This is a genomic window from Agrobacterium sp. ST15.13.015 (assembly GCF_027871645.1).
Classification (GTDB): domain Bacteria; phylum Pseudomonadota; class Alphaproteobacteria; order Rhizobiales; family Rhizobiaceae; genus Agrobacterium; species Agrobacterium leguminum.
Genome location: NZ_JAQAHF010000001.1, coordinates 111,374 through 130,117 on the forward strand (window position 1 = coordinate 111,374; position 18,744 = coordinate 130,117).

19 protein-coding genes are annotated in these 18,744 nt (G+C 59.9%); 4 read left to right on the forward strand and 15 right to left on the reverse strand.

Going from position 1 to position 18,744, the window contains the following annotated elements:
• Positions 1–140 precede the first annotated feature (140 nt).
• From phnE (PIB16_RS00520) to phnG, 11 genes are all read right to left on the reverse strand, one after another.
• Positions 141–1,490 carry a phosphonate ABC transporter, permease protein PhnE gene (gene phnE, locus PIB16_RS00520; protein ID WP_271044782.1) on the reverse strand — a complete coding sequence of 450 codons (1,350 nt, stop codon included), beginning with the start codon at positions 1,488–1,490 and terminating at the stop codon, positions 141–143.
• On the reverse strand, positions 1,490–2,476 hold the full coding sequence (gene phnE / locus PIB16_RS00525) for a phosphonate ABC transporter, permease protein PhnE (protein WP_271044783.1): 987 nt from the start codon (positions 2,474–2,476) through the stop codon (positions 1,490–1,492). The genes phnE (PIB16_RS00520) and phnE (PIB16_RS00525) overlap by 1 nt, the downstream gene beginning before the upstream one ends.
• A gap of 70 nt (positions 2,477–2,546) precedes the next feature.
• Positions 2,547–3,452 carry a phosphonate ABC transporter substrate-binding protein gene (gene phnD, locus PIB16_RS00530; RefSeq protein ID WP_125145115.1) on the reverse strand — a complete coding sequence of 302 codons (906 nt, stop codon included), beginning with the start codon at positions 3,450–3,452 and terminating at the stop codon, positions 2,547–2,549.
• An 85-nt stretch (positions 3,453–3,537) separates the two neighbouring features.
• On the reverse strand, positions 3,538–4,398 hold the full coding sequence (gene phnC, locus PIB16_RS00535; protein ID WP_003524414.1) for a phosphonate ABC transporter ATP-binding protein: 861 nt from the start codon (positions 4,396–4,398) through the stop codon (positions 3,538–3,540).
• Positions 4,399–4,633: 235 nt separating this feature from the next.
• Positions 4,634–5,251 (reverse strand): transferase hexapeptide repeat family protein, encoded by a 618-nt coding sequence (locus PIB16_RS00540; RefSeq protein WP_065654732.1) that lies wholly within the window; start codon positions 5,249–5,251, stop codon positions 4,634–4,636.
• Positions 5,248–5,955, reverse strand: coding sequence for a phosphonate C-P lyase system protein PhnL (phnL, locus tag PIB16_RS00545; protein ID WP_271044784.1), 708 nt, complete (start codon positions 5,953–5,955; stop codon positions 5,248–5,250). The genes PIB16_RS00540 and phnL overlap by 4 nt, the downstream gene beginning before the upstream one ends.
• A gap of 4 nt (positions 5,956–5,959) precedes the next feature.
• Positions 5,960–6,736 carry a phosphonate C-P lyase system protein PhnK gene (gene phnK / locus PIB16_RS00550; RefSeq protein WP_003524419.1) on the reverse strand — a complete coding sequence of 259 codons (777 nt, stop codon included), beginning with the start codon at positions 6,734–6,736 and terminating at the stop codon, positions 5,960–5,962.
• Positions 6,733–7,635, reverse strand: coding sequence for an alpha-D-ribose 1-methylphosphonate 5-phosphate C-P-lyase PhnJ (locus PIB16_RS00555; protein ID WP_065654731.1), 903 nt, complete (start codon positions 7,633–7,635; stop codon positions 6,733–6,735). Before PIB16_RS00555 ends, phnK begins: the two co-directional genes overlap by 4 nt.
• Positions 7,636–7,768: 133 nt before the next feature.
• Positions 7,769–8,878, reverse strand: a complete 1,110-nt coding sequence (locus tag PIB16_RS00560) for a carbon-phosphorus lyase complex subunit PhnI (protein ID WP_065654730.1) — start codon at positions 8,876–8,878, stop codon at positions 7,769–7,771.
• A 1-nt stretch (position 8,879) separates the two neighbouring features.
• Complete coding sequence (gene phnH / locus PIB16_RS00565) at positions 8,880–9,488, reverse strand: phosphonate C-P lyase system protein PhnH (RefSeq protein WP_271044785.1); 609 nt, start codon at positions 9,486–9,488, stop codon at positions 8,880–8,882.
• Positions 9,488–9,949 carry a phosphonate C-P lyase system protein PhnG gene (gene phnG, locus PIB16_RS00570; protein ID WP_271044786.1) on the reverse strand — a complete coding sequence of 154 codons (462 nt, stop codon included), beginning with the start codon at positions 9,947–9,949 and terminating at the stop codon, positions 9,488–9,490. Before phnG ends, phnH begins: the two co-directional genes overlap by 1 nt.
• Positions 9,950–10,031: 82 nt before the next feature.
• Here phnG and phnF point away from each other — a divergent pair, with 82 nt between their 5' ends.
• Positions 10,032–10,769: a phosphonate metabolism transcriptional regulator PhnF gene (phnF, locus tag PIB16_RS00575; protein ID WP_271044787.1), complete on the forward strand. Its 738-nt coding sequence runs from the start codon at positions 10,032–10,034 to the stop codon at positions 10,767–10,769.
• A 9-nt stretch (positions 10,770–10,778) separates the two neighbouring features.
• Here the strand turns inward: phnF and dapB are convergent, their stop codons facing one another.
• The 4 genes from dapB to mepA form a co-directional block, all read right to left on the reverse strand.
• Complete coding sequence (gene dapB, locus PIB16_RS00580) at positions 10,779–11,606, reverse strand: 4-hydroxy-tetrahydrodipicolinate reductase (RefSeq protein ID WP_271044966.1); 828 nt, start codon at positions 11,604–11,606, stop codon at positions 10,779–10,781.
• A gap of 129 nt (positions 11,607–11,735) precedes the next feature.
• Positions 11,736–12,758 (reverse strand): glucokinase, encoded by a 1,023-nt coding sequence (locus PIB16_RS00585; protein WP_271044788.1) that lies wholly within the window; start codon positions 12,756–12,758, stop codon positions 11,736–11,738.
• A 22-nt stretch (positions 12,759–12,780) separates the two neighbouring features.
• Positions 12,781–13,164: a methylglyoxal synthase gene (locus PIB16_RS00590; protein ID WP_003524431.1), complete on the reverse strand. Its 384-nt coding sequence runs from the start codon at positions 13,162–13,164 to the stop codon at positions 12,781–12,783.
• A 100-nt stretch (positions 13,165–13,264) separates the two neighbouring features.
• A complete protein-coding gene (mepA, locus tag PIB16_RS00595; protein ID WP_271044789.1) occupies positions 13,265–14,314 on the reverse strand; it encodes a penicillin-insensitive murein endopeptidase in 1,050 nt (349 codons plus the stop codon).
• A 205-nt stretch (positions 14,315–14,519) separates the two neighbouring features.
• Between mepA and PIB16_RS00600 the strand changes: the two genes are divergently transcribed.
• The 3 genes from PIB16_RS00600 to PIB16_RS00610 all read left to right on the forward strand — a co-directional run bounded on the left by PIB16_RS00600 (position 14,520) and on the right by PIB16_RS00610 (position 18,744).
• Positions 14,520–16,364: an extracellular solute-binding protein gene (locus tag PIB16_RS00600; protein WP_271044790.1), complete on the forward strand. Its 1,845-nt coding sequence runs from the start codon at positions 14,520–14,522 to the stop codon at positions 16,362–16,364.
• 140 nt (positions 16,365–16,504) lie between these two features.
• Complete coding sequence (locus tag PIB16_RS00605; RefSeq protein WP_065654722.1) at positions 16,505–17,599, forward strand: microcin C ABC transporter permease YejB; 1,095 nt, start codon at positions 16,505–16,507, stop codon at positions 17,597–17,599.
• Positions 17,599–18,744: an ABC transporter permease gene (locus PIB16_RS00610; RefSeq protein ID WP_142844188.1), complete on the forward strand. Its 1,146-nt coding sequence runs from the start codon at positions 17,599–17,601 to the stop codon at positions 18,742–18,744. Before PIB16_RS00605 ends, PIB16_RS00610 begins: the two co-directional genes overlap by 1 nt.

The following is an 18,744-nucleotide window of genomic DNA, read 5'->3' on the forward strand; positions in this document are numbered from 1 at the left end:
AAATGCGGCAAGCTTCCTAATGTGCTGAAGACACAGGCGGACATGATGACGGGATAGGGCCGGCCTAAATCGGGACTGCGCGGGTGTCTGGCGGAGATGACGAACATCGTTACGAGGTTCGTCATTCCATCCCTTCAGACCTAGTGTTGTGTTTTGCCGATCAGGCGTGAACGCAGCGAATTGGAGATGTGGTCGAACAGGAAAACGACGAAGAGGATGAGCAGGACCATATAGGCGACCTTGTCCCAGTCGGCATTGGTGCCCATCGCTTCCAGCAGTTTCAGACCGATGCCGCCGGCGCCCACCGCGCCGATGATGGTGGCGGAGCGGGTATTGCTTTCCCAGAAATAGAGTGACTGCGAAATGAAGACCGGCAGGACCTGCGGCAGCACACCGAAGCGGTTGACCGCAATCGGGGAAGCGCCGACAGATTTGACACCCTCGCGCTGCTTGTCGTCGACATTTTCCAGCGCCTCCGCATAGACCTTGCCGAGCGCTCCGGTATCGGTGAAGAAGATCGCGGCAATGCCGGGGATCGGTCCGGGGCCGAAGCTGCGGGTGAAGAACAGCGCCCAGATCAGCATGTCGATGGAACGCAGGAAGTCGAATAGCCGCTTCATGCCCCAGTTTGCGGCCCTGTTGGCAGTGATGTTGCGCGCGGCGATGAAGGCGAGCGGCAGGGCGACGAGCGTGCCGAACAGCGTGCCCACAAAGGCCATGACCAGCGTTTGCATCAGCTTGGAAAGAATATCGGCATGTTGCCAGACGCTGTTGTCGAGGAAATCATCCACCATGTGGCCGATATTGGAGCGCTCGGGATCGAGCCTTTCTCCCCACAGCGCGAGAGCGGTGAGTTCGCCATAGCCCTTGCCCCAGAATTCCGATTTGGTGTCGAACAGGAAATTCGCCCATCCGAGGAAACGACGCTGGACATAGACCTGGCTGGTGCGGATTTCCGCCTGTCCGGCAAAACCAAAATGCACGAGAACCTTGTTGCCGTCCTGCTGGATTTCCTGCGGCACGTCTTCGGATGCCCCGGCCTGTTCTCCATTGATGATGACGGGATAATTCTTGCCGTCGACATAGACATCCACCCGGGTCGGGGTTACGTCGAGGCGGTTTTCCATACCCGCATAAACGACGCTGTAGCCGCCATCCGGCAGGGGCTGCAGCCAGTCGATCTTTGCATCGACCGGATATTGCCCGCGGCTGGACCATTGCGGCTCCACCTTGCCGTCTTCGAAACGCAGGCGCGGCTGGGCACGCCAGGAATACCAGTCCTGAATATAGCTCGAGGCACGATCCCACCGGCCCTGCATGAAGGCCGGGCCGACATTGAAGAAGAAAAAGCAGCCGATGAGATAGACAGTGACGGCGAGAAGGCCGACGAGCAGACCATATCGCTGCATGAAACCGCGATTGAACACTTGCGGATGCGCGGCCGTCAGCCTCTCACGGTCGGCGGTGTTGAGAATGAAGCTGGACGACATCAGGCCGCTCCCCGTCCGAATTCGAAGGATTCATGGCCGATCAGCCTGCGGCGCAGCCAGCCGGAAAACTGGTCGACGGCGATGATGGTGATCAGCAGAAGGATGATGATGGCATAGGTCTTCGACGCATGATCGTTACCGATCGACAGCCGGAAGACCTCGCCGATACCGCCGCCGCCCACGGCACCGATGATGGTGGAGGCGCGCACGTTGATTTCGGCGCGCAGCAGCGCGTAAGAGACGAAATTGGGCAGAACCTGCGGCACGATGGCGAAGCGCACCCGTTCCAGCCAGTTGGCGCCAGCGGCGCGCAGGCCTTCATCCGGCTTCATGTCGGCATTTTCCACCACTTCGAAGAACAGCTTGCCCAAAGCACCGATCGTGTGGACAGAAATCGCGATAATCGCGGCGATTGGACCGATGGATAGAATGGCGGTCAACAGCCCGGCGACGACGATTTCCGGGAAGGCGCGCAGCACTTCCATGATCCGGCGCACGACCCAGCGCACGATCCCGGCACCGACGAGATTGGTGGAGGCGAAGAAGCACAGCACGAAGGCGAAGCCGGTGCCGATGATTGTCGAAACCAGCGCGATGTTGAGTGTGATGATCAGCTGATAGATGAAATGCGGGATGTAGAAGCTGTCAGTGATGTAAACACGATCCGCGACGTAATTATATTTCAGCGAGCCGTCCGCATAGGGCGACGGCAGGTCGAACATCGCCCGGAAAATTTCAAGCGGGCTGTCGGGCACGAAGGTTTTCATGAAGTCGAAGAAATAGGGCAGGCGCTCGAAGAATTTACCAGAATTGGCCGCGTTGGCAAAATTCAGGGAAGCGGCGAGGATGACGAGGAAGATCACAAGCGAAATAACGGTATAGATCCGTCTTGTCGCAAGCTGCTGTTGATAATGACGCATCACCGTCTGGGACGATGCGCTCAATCCCTTGGGGGAGAGGGTGCCATGATGCAGTGTGGTCGCCATGCCGCTTTTCCTTTATTGGCAAAAGCGGCGGCGCCGCAAGGCACCGCCGCTTCCGGGTATGATCGCAGGATCAGCCGCCGATAACGGACTTACGGGCGTCGATGATCGTCTGGTAGAAGGACGGATCGACCTTGATGTAGGCGGTGTTCTTGCCCTGGGTGAAACCCTGGAAGCAGGCGAGGTCCTTCTTCGGCAGTTCCATGAAGAAGTCTTCGACCTTCTGCTTCATCGCGTCGCCGAGCTTGTTCCTAACCATCAGCGGGCCGTTCGGGATCAGCGGCGACTTCCAGACTTCGACGATATCGTCCATGTCGAGGTTGCCCTTCTTGACCATCTGGTAGAGGTTGCCGGCGGTGTAGCCTTCTTCCCACTTGCCGACGCCCGAACCGAAGGTGGTGCCGACATCGAACTTCTTGTCGAGAACGGCGAGAACGAGGTTCTCATGGCCGCCGCCGAAGCCGGTTTCGGAGAAGTATTCCTTGACCGGAACACCGGTTTCCTTCGGGATAGCCACGTTCGGAACGAGGAAGCCGGAGGTGGAGTCAGGGTCGGCAAAGCCGATCTTCTTGCCCTTGGCGTCAGCCAGCGTCTTGATACCGCTGTCCTTGCGGGCAACCATGATCGTGTAATAGCCGGTCGAACCATCGGCGCCAGCGGTGGTCAGGATAGGGTCGACGGCCTTCGGATCGGCAAGAGCGATCTTGGCATAGGAGGAAGCGCCCATGGAAGCGATGTCGATGGTGCCGCCGAGAAGACCCTGGATGACGCCGTTATAGTCCGGCGACGGGAAAACCTGAACTTCGGCAACGCCGGTCGCGGCCTTCAGGCCATCGGCAACGCACTTGGTGTTGCGGATCTGGTCGGCTTCGTTTTCGGAGCCGTCGAGACCGATGCGCAGAACCTTGACGTCCTGAGCCATGGCGGAACCGGCCAGAACGCCAAGCGCGACTGCCGAAAGAAGGACTTTCTTCAACATGGACTTTCTCCTGTTTCCCGGCGAGCCGGAGTTTGTTGTGAAGTATCGGCCCTTGACGCGGGCGCAAACGATGCTGAGCGGTTCCTCAGAGCCCGGCGAGAGCGAGCGGTTCGGGGCCGGCAGATTGCTGCACCGGACGCGCGGGAAGCTGCGCGCCGGGAATATTGATGCTGGTCGAGGTCATGGTCTCGTCGATGCCCGACCCTTGAGAATCGGTTCCGTAAATCTCCGTGACGGCCGCAGCCGTCAGCTCCGCCGGCGTTCCGTCGAAGACGACGCGGCCCTGAGACATGCCGATGATGCGTTCGCAATAATTGCGTGCCGTATCCAGCGTATGCAGGTTGGTGATGACCGTGATGCCTTCGCGTTCGTTGATGTCGCGCAGCGCGTCCATCACGATCTTGGCGTTCAGCGGGTCGAGGGAAGCGATAGGCTCGTCGGCCAGAACCATCTTCGGAGACTGCATAAGGGCGCGGGCGATGGCGACGCGCTGCTGCTGACCGCCGGAAAGCGTGCCGGCCGCCTGCATGGCCACATGTTCGATGCCAAGCCTTTCCAGGGCGGCGATCGCCATCAGGCGCTCGTCATTAGTAAAGATGTTGAACAGGCTGAGCGCCGTCGAGCGGTGGTTGAGGCGGCCGAGCATGACATTGGTGAGCACATCGAGACGCGGCACCAGATTAAACTGCTGGAAAATCATGGCGCAGTCGCGCTGCCAGCTACGAAGCGCAGCACCCTTCAGCGCCGAAACTTCCGTGTCGTTGAAATGGATGGAACCCGAGGACGGATCGACGAGGCGGTTGATCATGCGCAGCAGCGTCGATTTTCCCGCACCCGAGCGTCCGATAACGCCGACCATCTGGCCCTGCGGAATTTCGACATTCACGGAATCGACCGCAGTGTGGTTGCCGAAACGGCGCGTGACTTGCTTCAGGTGAAAGCTCATTTCCCCGTCCAATCTTCTTTTTGACGGGGTTCGGCGTAACAGCGGTGCGTGAAGTGTGGATGTCAGTTTGATGAATAAAATATTACAGAATTCGCAGATACGACGCCCAGGGGTTCGCCGACAAAGCTTTCGGGAGGAATCTTGAGACCGTTCAAATCCGCGTGTCTTTTTTGATCGCATAAACAAAAATCCCGGGGGTACCCCGGGATTTGCAGGTGTTCGGCAGCAGGAGATTTCATCCGCCATATTTCGCGACGAAAACCTCGGCGTCCAGATTGCGGAAATCGTCGAGAGCGACGCGCAATGCCGCGTGATCCCAGTCCCACCACTTCAGATTATCCATTTGCCGGCCCAGTTCCGCCGGGAAGCGCTCCCTAATCAGCCGGGCGGGCACGCCGCCGACGATGGTATAGGGCGCGACATCTTTTGAGACGACTGCACCCGCCCCGATCACAGCGCCGTTTCCCACCGTGACGCCGGGCAGGATCGTCGCACCATGGCCGATCCATACATCATGGCCGATGACGACGCGCTTGGCGCGGCGGGCGGCAAAGAAGTCCGTCTCATCCTCCGCATCGTCCCAATAGTTGTGGGCACGATAGGTGAAGTGATGCAGCGTCGCCCGCTGCATCGGGTGATTGGTGGCATTGATGCGGACGGAGGCGGCGATGTTGACGAATTTGCCGATGGTGGCGCACCAGATCGCACCATCCTGCATGACATAGGAGTAGTCGCCCATCTCGACTTCCTCGATGCGGCAGCGTTCCGAAATTTCGGTATAGCGGCCGATCGTGGAGTTGCTGACACGGGCGGTCTCATGGATGACCGGTTCCAGACCCACCTTGACGCTCATGCTGCTGCTTTCCTGTGAGAAAACTGTGAGACGTCCAGAATGCGGTCGGCCACGGCCTCCCGCACCTCCTCGTCATGGAAAATGCCGAGCAGTGCCGTGCCCTTCTGTTTTTTCTCGACGATCATATCGACGACGACACGCCGGTTGAGGGCGTCCAGCGAGGCCGTCGGCTCGTCCAGAAGCAGAATCGCATGGTCGGTGATGAAACCGCGGGCGATATTCACGCGCTGCTGCTCGCCGCCCGAAAAGGTTGCGGGCGGAAGCGACCATAGTTCCCGTGGCAGGTTGAGCTTCGAAAGCAGCATGGCTGCGTGTTCGCGGGCTTCATCGGCGGCAACCTTGCGCGCCAGAAGCGGTTCGGCGACGACATCTATGGCAGCGACACGCGGCACGGTGCGCAGGAACTGGCTGACATAACCGATGGTGCGGTGACGGATATCGAGGATCGTGCGCGGCGAGGCGTTGCCGATATCGACGACCTGGCCCTCATGACGAACGAGAATCTGCCCGCTGTCGATGGCGTAGTTGCCATAGAGCATTTTCAGGATCGAGCTTTTGCCGATGCCGGAGGGCCCCCCGAGCACGACACATTCGCCGCCGCAAACGGAGAAATTGACATCGCGCACAACGGGCAATTCGATACCGTCGCGAAGATGCATGGTGAAGCTTTTGAAGACTTCCGAAACGATAAGAGGCGTCGGCATGGCATCAAACCTGCAGAATAGAGGAAACAAGCAATTGCGTGTAGGGCTCGCGCGGATCGTCCAGCACCCGGTCGGTCAGGCCGTGCTCGATGACATCGCCGCCCTTCATCACCATCATGCGATGGGAAAGCAGCCGCGCCACCGCAAGATCATGGGTGACGACGACGACGGCGAGACCGAGATCGTTGACGAGACCGCGGACCAGATCGAGCAGGCGCGCCTGCACGGAAACATCGAGGCCGCCAGTCGGTTCGTCCATGAAGACGAGGCGCGGCGAGGTGACGAGGTTGCGGGCGATCTGCAGGCGCTGTCGCATGCCGCCGGAAAAGGCGCGTGGTTGGTCGTCGATGCGGTCGGTGCCGATTTCCACCCGTTCCAGCCATTCGCTGGCCGATTGCCTGATATTGCCGTAATGCCGGTTACCGACGGCCATCAGCCGCTCGCCGACATTGGCGCCGGCCGAAACCGCCATGCGCAGCCCGTCCGCCGGGTTCTGGTGCACGAAACCCCAGTCGGTCCGCATCAGGAAACGCCGTTCGGCCTCGCCCATATGATAGAGGTCACGCACCGAACCGTCGCGCATGCGATACTCCACACTGCCCGCCGTCGGCATCAGCCGGGTGGAAATGCAGTTGAGTAGCGTGGTCTTGCCGGAACCGGATTCGCCGACGATGGCAAGCACCTCGCCCGGGTAAAGCTCGAAGGAGACATTGCGGCAACCGGCGCGGTCGCCATAATATTTGGAAACGTCCCGGACTTTCAGAAGCGGTGCGTCGCTCATTCTGCGGCCTCCTTCACATCCGCCAGCAGGTGGCCCTTGTGGCCATGGGCGCGGCGGTCCTCGCAATGGTCGGTATCGGAGCAGACGAACATCCGCCCGCCCTTATCATCAAGCACCACCTCGTCCAGATAGACATTCTCCGCACCGCACAGCGCGCAGGGCTTGTCGAAGCGCTGGATTTCGAAGGGATGGTCCTCGAAATCGAGGCTGACGACGTCGGTATAGGGCGGCACGGCATAGATGCGCTTTTCGCGTCCTGCGCCGAAGAGTTGCAGGGCGTCCGAGAGATGCATTTTCGGATTGTCGAATTTCGGGGTAGGCGATGGATCCATCACATACCGCCCGGCCACCTTCACCGGATAGGCGTAGGTGGTGGAGATACGGCCGTTGCGGGCGATATCCTCGTAAAGCTTGACGTGCATCAGGCCGTATTCCTCCAGCGCGTGCATGACTCGCGTTTCGGTCTCGCGCGGCTCGAGGAAGCGCAGGGGCTCGGGAATGGGAACCTGATAGACGAGGACCTGACCCGAATGCAGTTCTTCTTCGGGAATGCGATGCCGCGTCTGGATGATAGTTGCATCCTTGGTGCGGGTGGTGACGGCAACATTCGCCACCTTCTGGAAAAAGGCGCGGATGGAAACCGCATTGGTCGTGTCGTCCGCACCCTGATCGATAACCTTCAGCACATCGTCTGGGCCGAGAATGGAAGCGGTTACCTGCACACCGCCGGTGCCCCAGCCATAGGGCATGGGCATTTCGCGGGAAGCGAAGGGAACCTGATAACCGGGAATGGCGATGGCCTTCAGGATCGCCCGGCGGATCATTCGCTTGGTCTGTTCGTCCAGATAGGCGAAGTTGTAGGCAGCCAGCCCGTCGTCAAATGAAACTTCTTCAAGCATTGCGCGTTAGCCTTGTGAAAAAAGGAGTACAAGCTCATGGAGATTGGAATTCTTGCAGCCGTGTTCTTTGCTGTGTTTGCAGCATCGACCGTCTTTTGCGCTTACTGGTTTGGCGAGCAGCACAGCCGCTGAGCTATTCGGCCGCATCGCCCAGCCATTCCGCGCCATTGGCGTTGATCGCCTCGAAATCGGCACGCATTTTCCTGACCAGACCGAGTTCGGCTTGGAAATCCACGTAATGCGGCAGTTTCAGATGTTCGACAAAACCCGTCGCCTGAACGTTGTCGGCGTGTGAAATGACGAATTCCTCGTCCTGCGCGGGGGCCACGACGTCCTCGCCGAATTCGCCTGCCCGCAGCGCCCGGTCGACCAGCGACATGGCCATCGCCTTGCGCTCGCTCTGGCCGAACACCAGACCGTAGCCGCGTGTGAATTGAGGTGGCGCCTTGGCAGAACCCTTGAACTGGTTCACCATCTGGCATTCGGTGACCTGTATGTCGCCAAGCGAGACGGCAAAGCCGAGTTCTGGCACCTCCAGTTCCACCTCCACTTCGCCGATGCGGATTTCACCGACGAACGGATGGGTGCGGCCGTAACCGCGCTGCGTCGAATAAGCGAGCGCCAGAAGGAAACCCTCGTCACCCCGTGCCAGCGATTGCAGGCGCAGGTCACGCGGCATTGGAAATTCCATCGGCTCCCGCGTTAGGTCGCCGGCAATATGGTCAGCCGGCATATCGCCGTCGGTTTCGATCAGTCCTTCTTGCGCCAGAATGTCTGAGACGCGCATGACATGTTCCGGCTCGCCTTCGCGCTGGGTGGCTGTCTCAACGGCTTCATCCTCCAGAAGCGAAGGATCGAGCAGGCGATGGGTGTAATCGAAGGTCGGTCCGAGCAATTGTCCGCCCGGCAAATCCTTATAGGTCGCGGAAACGCGCCGCTGCACCGTCATGTCAGCGGTATCGACCGGAACCGAATAACCGAAACGCGGCAGGGTCGTGCGATAGGCGCGCAGCAGGAAGATGGCCTCGATCATGTCGCCGCGGGCCTGCTTGACGGCAAGGGCTGCAAGCGACTGATCGTAAAGAGACGCTTCCGCCATCACCCGGTCGACGGCGAGCGAAAGCTGCGAAACGATCTGCGAAACCGTCATCGCGGGCAGGTGGCGGTCTCCGCGCCGCCTGTCGGCCAGAAGCCGGTGGGCGTTGGCAATGGCGGTTTCCCCGCCTTTGACAGCAACATACATCTTACGCCTCCACGGGTTGAATGCGCGTCGTGCGCGGCAGGCAGACAAATCTGTCGGCGGATGTCAGGATGAGGTCGACGCCGCGCGGGAAGATGGCGTTGTTCTCCGCCCACAGCCGCGGGAATATGTCTGGCAGGCCCGTGGGGCTGATGATGTTGACGTGGCGGATACCGGGGCCGGAGAGCAGCAATTCCCGTCCTCCATCCAGATCAGGCAGCTCGATGATGAACGTGGTGGAGCGGTCGGGATATTCCTGACTTCCCTGGGCGAAGAGACCGAAGGAGGCTATGGCGCTGCCCGCTTCGATGACGGCGAAATGCGCTGCGCTCTTTTCATCCGTCGCAACCGCGCCGGTATGAAATCCGATCCAGCCGGGGACGGTTGTTTTCCGCAGGGCGCCGCTCAGCCAGAACGGCGTATCGTGATCGCAGAGCGCCAACAGGACCGCGCCGGTGGCGGGGGCGAGAGGCAATGGTGGGGCGACTGCGGTTTCGATTGTCTGCGGCGTGCCCGGCCGGGCCATGCCATCCATGAGTTTCTTGAAAATCCGTTGGGAATCGAAGACGGCCTCGGAAAAACCGCCCGTCAATGCTTCGGCCTTGACGCTCATCAATCTTCTCCTCGAACCATGGTGAAGAAATCGACCCGGGTGGCGGCGGTCTCTTTTGTTTTCCTGTCCTTCTCCTCGGCCAGTCGTTTCTCGACCGGTGAAAGAAGCTCGGTCTCGATAAAGCTGCGGGTCGGGCTTTCCTGCCAGAGCGCATCGAAAACGGCGGCGTACCAGGCCTTCTTGCGGCCGGTGCCGAGAACATGGGCGTGACCGACGGTGCCCGAGGCAAGCTTGACGGTTGCCCGGGTCACGGTCGTCTCGCCCAGATTGAAGGGCGCGCCGCCGCCGCCGATGCGGCCCTTGACCATGACGAGCCCGGTCTCCGGCCCGCGTACATTTTCCGTCCGGGGGCTCTCATCCTGCCGGTTCCAGACGGTTTCGAGTTCCTGCACGGTGGCGCGGGCAAGAAGCGCCGCCACCCGCTTTCTGTCTGCATGCAAGTCTGCAGTTTCGTGAATCATCGCTTGACCTCTAATGTCTATTGATATAGACAACTATACAATATAAGGTACATTTAACGTTCGTGAATGACAAGCGTGTGACATGGGCCCTTCGGCAGCGATGAAAAGAAAGAACGGCGTGGCGCTCTGGCGGCAGATCGCCGACAGGATCAGAGGCGAGATCGCGGCGGGCGATCACGATGAAACCGGCATGTTGCCGCCGGAAATGATGCTGGCCGAAAAATTCGGCGTCAACCGTCATACCGTCCGAAGCGCCATTGCCGCACTCGCCAGTGAAGGAATTCTCGAGCCGATGCAGGGGCGCGGCACCATGATCGCCCGCAAGGAGCGCCTGAGTTTTCCGATTTCACGGCGCACGCGATTTACGGAAGGCATCGGCGATCAGGTCAAGGAAATGGAAGCGCTGCTTCTGTCCCACACAACCGAACCGGCAAATGCCGATCTGGCGGCGCGGCTGCAATTGCCGGCGGGTGCGCCGCTCATACGTCTCGAAACGCTGCGCAAGGCGGATAACCGCCCGGTTTCCCGCTCGACCACATGGTTTCCGGCGGATCGTTTCGCCGGAATTGGCGAGGCCTACCAGAAGAGCGGCTCGATTACCGTTGCCTTCAATATGCTGGGCGTGGCGGATTACGTGCGTATTTCCACCGTCATTTCCGCCAGCCATGCGGACACGCAGGATCTGGCCGATCTGGAACTGTCGCCGGGCGCAATCCTGCTCGTCACCCAGGCGCTGAATGCCGATATGGATGGCGTGCCCGTGCAATATGCCATCAGCCGCTTCTCGGCCGATACGGTCGAATTCACGGTTGAAAATTAAGGTGCAGGCTTATTCGGGCTGCGAAAGCCCCAGCACATCCAGCATGGAATAAAAGCCCGGCTTCTTGTCGAAGGCCCAAAGCGCCGCGACGATTGCCCCGCGTGCGAAGATAGAGCGGTCGCCGGCATAGTGCGAAAGTTCGACGCGCTCGCCCTCTCCGGCGAAAATGACAGAATGTTCGCCGATCACCGAACCGCCACGCAGCGTGGCAAAACCGATGGTGCCCGCCTCACGCGCGCCCGTATGCCCGTCGCGTACGCGCACCGAGGACGCGGTGAGATCGACCTTGCGGCCGGCTGCTGCCGCCTCGCCGAGCAGAAGGGCGGTGCCTGAGGGCGCATCCACCTTGTGCTTGTGGTGCATTTCAAGGATTTCGATATCCCAGTTCTGCGCATCCAGCGCCTGTGCCGCCTGCTGTGTGAGAACACTGAGCAGATTGACGCCGAGGCTCATATTGCCCGACTTGACGATGCGGGCATGGCGCGACGCCGCCTTGAATTTTTCCTCGTCTTCCGCCGAGCAGCCCGTGGTGCCGATGACATGCACGATGCGGGCCTGTGCGGCGAGGCCGGCAAAGGTGACGCTGGTTGCCGGCGAGGTGAAATCAATCACCCCTTCCGCATGCAGAAATGCCTGAAGGGGATCGCTGGTGATTTCGACACCGATCGGGCCAAGACCCGCAATCTCGCCCGCATCGCGGCCGACAAAAGCCGAGCCTTCGCGCGCGACGGCGGCATGCAGCTGGACGCCGGGGGTCTGGTGAATGAGGCGGATCAGCGCCTGTCCCATGCGGCCCGCCGCGCCGACCACCACCAGTTTCATGCCGCTGCTGCCCATGCTGTCACTCACTTTTCATCTCGGGCGGATCGAAATCCGCCGGTATTTGTCGATTGCTGTTTCAGCAGCGACGTTAAAGACCGCCCGCCTGCTTCGCAAGCATCACGAAGGGCTGACCGTTGGAAACGATCAAGCCCTCCAGCGTCGTCCGTCCAGCGACAGGCCGAAATCGGATGGCGTTCTCGAATAGGTGGCAAGCCCGGAAAGCGCCGCCTGCGGATGGGTGACGACGAAGGTAGGGATAGTCCGCATCAGCGCGCTGTGCGGCGCCTTGTCTTCGAAGGCAGCACGGAATTCCGGGCTCTTCAGCGCCGGAATGATCTTCTGCGAAATACCGCCGGCCAGATAGACACCGCCCTTGGCCATGAAAATCAGCGCGAGGTCACCGGCCACGCGGCCGAGATAGGTGCTGAAAAGGGACAGGGTCTCTTTAGCCTGCCGGTTCTCGCCCGAAAGCCCCTGCGAGGTAATGTCGGCCGGATCGGAAAAGACAGGCTCGATGCCATCGGCGGTGCAGACGGCCCGGTAAAGATTGACCAGCCCGCGCCCGCACAGGATCTGCTCCCCGGCGACACGGCCCTCGATGGTTTCGATATGCGGGAAAACCGCATAGTCACGCGCGCTTCTCGGGCCGATATCGATATGGCCGCCTTCGCCGGGCACCGGGAACCACATATGACGCGCGTAAACCAGCCCGGCGACACCAAGCCCCGTGCCCGGTCCAAGAACGACGCGCGATGCCAGCACATCTTTTCGGCCGGAGCCGATGGATTCGCGGTTGTTGTCGTCAAGCGCTGCAATCGCCAGAGCCTGCGCCTCGAAGTCGTTGATGACGATGACATCCTTCAGGCCAAGATTGGCCAGCATGTCCTTTGGCTTGACGACCCAATGGCAGTTGGTGAGCGGTATCTCGTCACCTTCGATGGGGCCGGCAATCGCCAGAATGGTCGAGACCGGCTGGAGCGAGGTCTTGTCCAGAACCGCCTGCTGGATGGCGTCGTCGATGGTCGGATATTCCGCCGTCTTCACGGTGGTGAGGTGCACCGGTTCGGCAAAGGAATCGATCAGAATGGAAAAGCGGGCATTGGTGCCGCCGATGTCGCCAAGCAGGATCGGAAAGGACAGATATTCGGTATCGGACGTCTTCGGCATTGCCTGTTCCATGTTGGGAGGTTCAGTTGGCGACGTGGAAGTCGATGAGATTTTCTGCGGTGGCGCGGTTGAGCGCCATGGGAATATCGTAAACCGTAGCAAGTCGCGTCAGCGCCTTCACATCCACATCATGCGGCATGGCCGTCAGTGGGTCGGTGAAGAAGATCAGCATATCCACCTCGCCGGTCGCAATCATCGCGCCAATCTGCTGGTCGCCGCCGAGAGGTCCGCTTTTGAGGCGAATGACTTCAAGACCCGGACAGGCTTCCTGTACCCGCCCGCCGGTGGTGCCGGTGGCGACGATCCTGAAACCGGCAAGCGCCTTCTGGTGATGACGGGCGAAATCCGCCATATCGTCCTTTTTTTCGTCGTGAGCGATGAGCGCGATACAGCGTTGTCCTTCCATGGTTCCAGCCCGTTCCATCAAGAATTAAATCGATTTGAAGCCTTCTATAGCAGCTTGCCGCCATTTGAAAAGGGAAGCTGTTGAATGCCTCATTTCTGTTTCAGTTCAATGTCGGGCGCTGGGTGGGAAGCGGAATATCCGAAGGCGGCTGCAGGGCGGGGGCCGCCTGAATGACCTGCTCCACGCTTTGCTGGCGCGTTGCCGGAGCAGGCGAATAGGCCTGGGCCGCAAGTCCCTCGGGATTGGCGGAAGGGGCGGCAGCCACGGCGGCGCAGGCCGAGGGCAGATCGGAAACCATGACCGGGCGCGGTTTCACCGGCTTGGCATTGGGGTCCTTTTTCGGCGGCGCCCATGGTTCCTTGCTGAACCACCAGGCAAGCGACTTGTCGCAGCCGTCGCCTTTGCCCACGGCCGCCTGCGGTTTGCAATTGGGCGCGCCCGGCGGGCATTCGAGACGGATGTGGAAATGCTCGTCATGGCCGTAGATCGGCCTGATCTTGCCCATAAAGGTGCGGTCGCCGGTCCATGTCTGGCAGAGTTTCTGCTTGATGGCCGGGTTGACGAAGACACGCTCCACCTGCGGGTAGCTCGCCGCCATCATCACCAGCCGGGCATTGAGCGGTGACCACTTGCTGTCATCGACCGTCAGGAACTTGCTCTTGTCCAGCATGGAGATGAAAGGCACGGTTTCGCGCTGCTCCGCGGTGAGCCGCGGGGTCGGCATCGGCCTCCACCAGATGTCCACATCGAGGCCGATCTGGTGCGACGCATGGCCGGTCAGCATCGGCCCGCCGCGCGGTTGGGAAATATCGCCCAGCAGCAGGCCCGGCCAGCCGATCTTCTGGGCATCCTGCGAAAATTGTTCGAGGAAGGAAATCATCTGCGGCTGGCCCCAGCGCCGGTTGCGGGAAAGGCGCATGGCCTGCCAGCCGGGACCGTCCGTCGGCATGGCGATGGCGCCGGACTGGCAGCCCTTGGCATAGGAGCCGATCGGCTGCGAGCCCGTGGCGGAAGGCAGCGCCATGTGGCCGAACACTTCTTTCGCGGGCCTGTCCTCGGCCGATGCGGTTTCCATCTGCAACTGCAGCGCGGAGACGACCGAAATCGCCAGCATGGCCGCCTTGAAAACTCTCGATGATCCCGCCGTCATATCGTCGTGCCCGTCCGATCAGATGATTCTCTTCCCCTTAAGATAAACTGGAACGGGATTTTGTTGAAACCATGTTTCGCCCCGCCTGTTGCAAAGCGGGCGGATAAAGGCGCGGATAAAGAGCTTGTGAGCCAGCGCATCTGTTTTTTGCCAATCTTTGTTTTATGCTCTCTCCAACAAACGCGCAAACAGGGACATTCCCCCAATGATATTGGCACCACTGAAATCCCGTCTCCTCATTGCTCTTGCGGCATCCGCCCTGCTGATACCGGCGGCGGCCTCCGCACAATCGGCCGACGTGTGGCGGAAGGGGATTTCGACGGTCGGGGAACTGAAACATCCCGATGGCTTCGATCATTTCGACTATGTGAACACCAAGGCGCCGAAAGGCGGCACCCTTCGCCTGTCGACGGCGGGCACTTTCGATACCCTTAATCCGCTGCTTGCCAAGGGGGAGGCGGCGACCGGCCTGTCGCTGGTTTTCGATACATTGATGAAATCGACGGAAGAGGAGCTGTCGGCCTCCTACGGTCTTCTGGCCGAGGGCGTGAGCTACCCGGACGATATTTCGAAAGCCACCTTCCGGCTGCGCGCCGAGGCCAAATGGGCCGATGGCAAGCCGGTGACACCGGAGGATGTCGTTTTCAGCTTCGAAAAGGCCAAGGATTTGAGCCCGCAGCTGGCGACCTATTACACCCATGTCACCAAGGCGGAGGTGAGCGGCGAAAGGGACATCACCTTCACTTTCGATGAAAAGAACAATCGCGAATTGCCGCAGATCGTCGGGCAATTGCTGATCGTTCCCAAGCACTGGTGGGAAGCCAACGGCCCGGACGGCAAGCCGCGCGATATATCGCGCGGCACGCTGGAGCCGGTCATGGGTTCCGGCCCCTACAAGATTGCCTCAGTCTCTCCCGGCTCGACAATCGCTTACGAACGCCGCGACGACTACTGGGGCAAGGACGTCAATGTGAATGTGGGGATGAACAATTTCAAAACCATCGCCTACACCTTCTTCGCCGATCAGGATGTCGAATTCCAGGCCTTCAAGTCCGGCACCGTCGATTTCCGCCAGGAAGCCTCCTCCAGCCGCTGGGTCACGGGTTATGATTTCCCGGCCGTCAAGGAAGGCCGCGTCAAGAAGGAAGAACTGCCGAATATCTATCGTTCCGTCGGCATCATGCAGGCCTTCGTGCCGAATATGCGCCGCGAAAAGTTCCAGAACCCGAACCTGCGCAAGGCGCTCAATTATGCTTTCGATTTCGAGGAGCTGAACCGAACGCTGGCTTACGGCCAGTTCCAGCGCATCAACAGCTTCTTCATGGGCAGCGAGCTGGCCTCTTCCGGCCTGCCGACCGGTCGCGAGCTGGAAATTCTTCAGGAACTGAAGGATCAGGTTCCGCCAGAGGTTTTCACCACCGAATATCGCAATCCGGTCGCGGGTGATCCGGCCAAGCAGCGTGACAATCTGCGCGAGGCGGTCAAGCTGATGAAGGAAGCCGGCTACGAGCTGCGCGGCAACCGCATGGTCAATGCCAAAACCGGACAGCCGCTCGATATGGAGTTTCTGATCGATTCCGCCGGCATGGAAAGAACCATCCTTCCCTATGTGCAGAATCTGAAGAAGATCGGCATCAACGCGACGATCCGGACCGTTGACGCCTCGCAATATACCAACCGCACACGCAGCTTCGATTATGACGTGATCGTCAAGCTCTGGGCGACGTCGGCGAACCCCGGGAACGAACAGGCGGATTTCTGGGGCTCGGCCGCCGCCGACCGGCAGGGGTCCAACAATATTGCCGGAATCAAGAATCCCGCCGTCGATGCGTTGGTCAGGAAGGTCATATTTGCGCCCAACCGGGATGAACAGGTGGCCGCCGCACGCGCGCTCGACCGGGTGCTTCTGGCAAACAGCTACGTCATCCCGCAATTCTACCGCGGCGAGATGTTCATCGCTTACTGGAACACGCTTATCCGTCCGGAAAACCTGCCCCAATATGGTGTCGGTTTTCCCGATGCATGGTGGTCCAGCCAGGCCGGAAACTGACGCCGGCCTTGCTTTCGCGGCGAAGGCTTGATTCACATAGGGCGAGACGAATCGCTTAAAGCGCAGGCAGGCGCTTTCAGGAAAGGACCGGGTTTGACAGAAACGAAAACCGCTGACGTATCGGCCGGGAGCAGAGGCTGATGGGCGCCTATATCCTCAGACGTCTGGCGCTGATGATCCCGACCATCATCGGCATTATGGGCATTTCGTTTCTCGTCATCCAGTTCGCGCCGGGCGGGCCGGTGGAACAGGTCGTCGCGCAATTGACCGGGCAGGGCGACAGCGCCTCCGACCGGCTTTCGGGTGGCGGCGATCTCATGGGCCAGTCCGGCGGTTTCGATGATAGCGGTTCGAAATATCGCGGTGCGCAGGGTCTCGATCCGGAACTGATCGCCAAGCTCGAAAAACAGTTCGGCTTCGACAAGCCGCCGCTTACCCGTTTTCTCGAGATGATGTGGAATTACATCCGCTTCGATTTCGGCGACAGCTTCTTCCGCAATTCCTCGGTGATCGATCTCATCATCGACAAGCTGCCGGTCTCGGCCTCGCTCGGCTTCTGGATCCTGATCATTTCCTACATCATCTCCATTCCGCTCGGCATCAAGAAGGCCGTGTCCGACGGCTCGACCTTCGATGTCTGGACCTCCGGCATCATCATCATCGGTTATGCCGTGCCAAGCTTCCTGTTCGGTATCCTGCTCATCGTCCTCTTCGCCGGCGGCTCCTTCTTCGACTGGTTCCCGCTGCGCGGTCTGGTATCGGATAATTTTGATCAGCTGAACTGGTGGCAGAAGATCATCGACTATTTCTGGCACCTGACCCTGCCGCTCATCGCACTGTCGCTTTCGGCCTTCGCTACGACGACGCTTCTGACCAAGAACTCCTTCATCGACGAAATCAAGAAACAATATGTCATCACCGCCCGCGCCAAGGGCCTTACCGAGCGCAGGGTTCTTTATGGTCATGTCTTTCGCAATGCGATGCTGATCGTGATCGCCGGTTTTCCCGGCGCCTTCATCTCGGCCTTCTTCACCGGATCGCTGCTGATCGAGAATATCTTCTCGCTCGATGGCCTCGGCCGCCTCGGTTATCTCTCGGTCGTCAACCGTGACTACCCGATCGTCTTCGGCACGCTCTTCATCTTCTCGTTGATGGGCCTGGTCGTCGGTCTCATTTCCGACCTGATCTATACATGGATCGATCCACGTATCGATTTCGAGCGGAGGGATGTGTGATGACACTTGCCCATGCCGCCGAAACGGAAACGCTGGTAAAACCGAAGCGCCCGTGGTTCTCGCCGACCACCAAGCGCCGCTGGCAGAATTTCAAGGCAAACCGGCGCGGTTACTGGTCCTTCTGGCTGTTCCTGATCCTGTTTTTCCTGAGCCTGATTGCGGAATTCATCGCCAATGACAAACCCATTCTCGCTTCCTACAAGGGCGAGTTGCTGGTGCCGGTCATGGTGGATTATCCGGAGGAAAAATTCGGCGGGTTCCTTGCCCAGACCGATTACAAATCCTCCTTCATTCAGGATGAGATCAACGCCAATGGCTGGATGATCTGGCCGCCGATCCGCTATTCCTATCAGACGGTGAATTCCAATATTCCCCATTCGGCGCCCACTGCGCCCTTCTGGCTGATGGATAAAAAGGATCGCTGCTCGGCTTACCCGCAGGGCGATGCCGATCCCGGCTGCACGCTTGGCAATCTCAACTGGCTCGGAACCGACAATCAGGCCCGCGACGTCACGGCGCGGATGATCTATGGTTTCCGCATTTCCGTGCTGTTCGGCCTGACGCTGACCATCGCGTCGGCCCTTGTCGGCGTCACTGCCGGTGCGATCCAGGGTTATTTCGGCGGTTGGACTGACCTTTTGTTGCAGCGTTTCATCGAAATCTGGTCGTCCATGCCGGTGCTCTACATCCTGCTCATCATCGCGGCCATCCTGCCGCCGGGCTTCTTCGTGCTGCTCGGCATCATGCTGCTCTTTTCATGGGTCGGCTTCGTCGGCATTGTGCGCGCCGAATTCCTGCGCGCCAGAAACTTCGAATATGTCCGCGCCGCCCGCGCACTCGGCGTCGGCAACTGGACGATCATGTTCCGCCACCTTCTGCCCAACGCCATGGTGGCAACACTGACCTTCCTGCCCTTCATCCTCTCCGGTTCGATCACGACGCTCACCTCGCTCGATTTCCTCGGCTTCGGCATGCCGCCGGGTTCGCCGTCGCTGGGCGAGATGATCGCGCAGGGCAAGAACAACCTTCAGGCCCCCTGGCTTGGCCTCACTGCGTTTTTCACCATGTCCATCATGCTCTCACTGTTGATTTTTGTCGGTGAAGCGGTGCGCGACGCCTTCGATCCACGCAAGACGTTCCGGTGA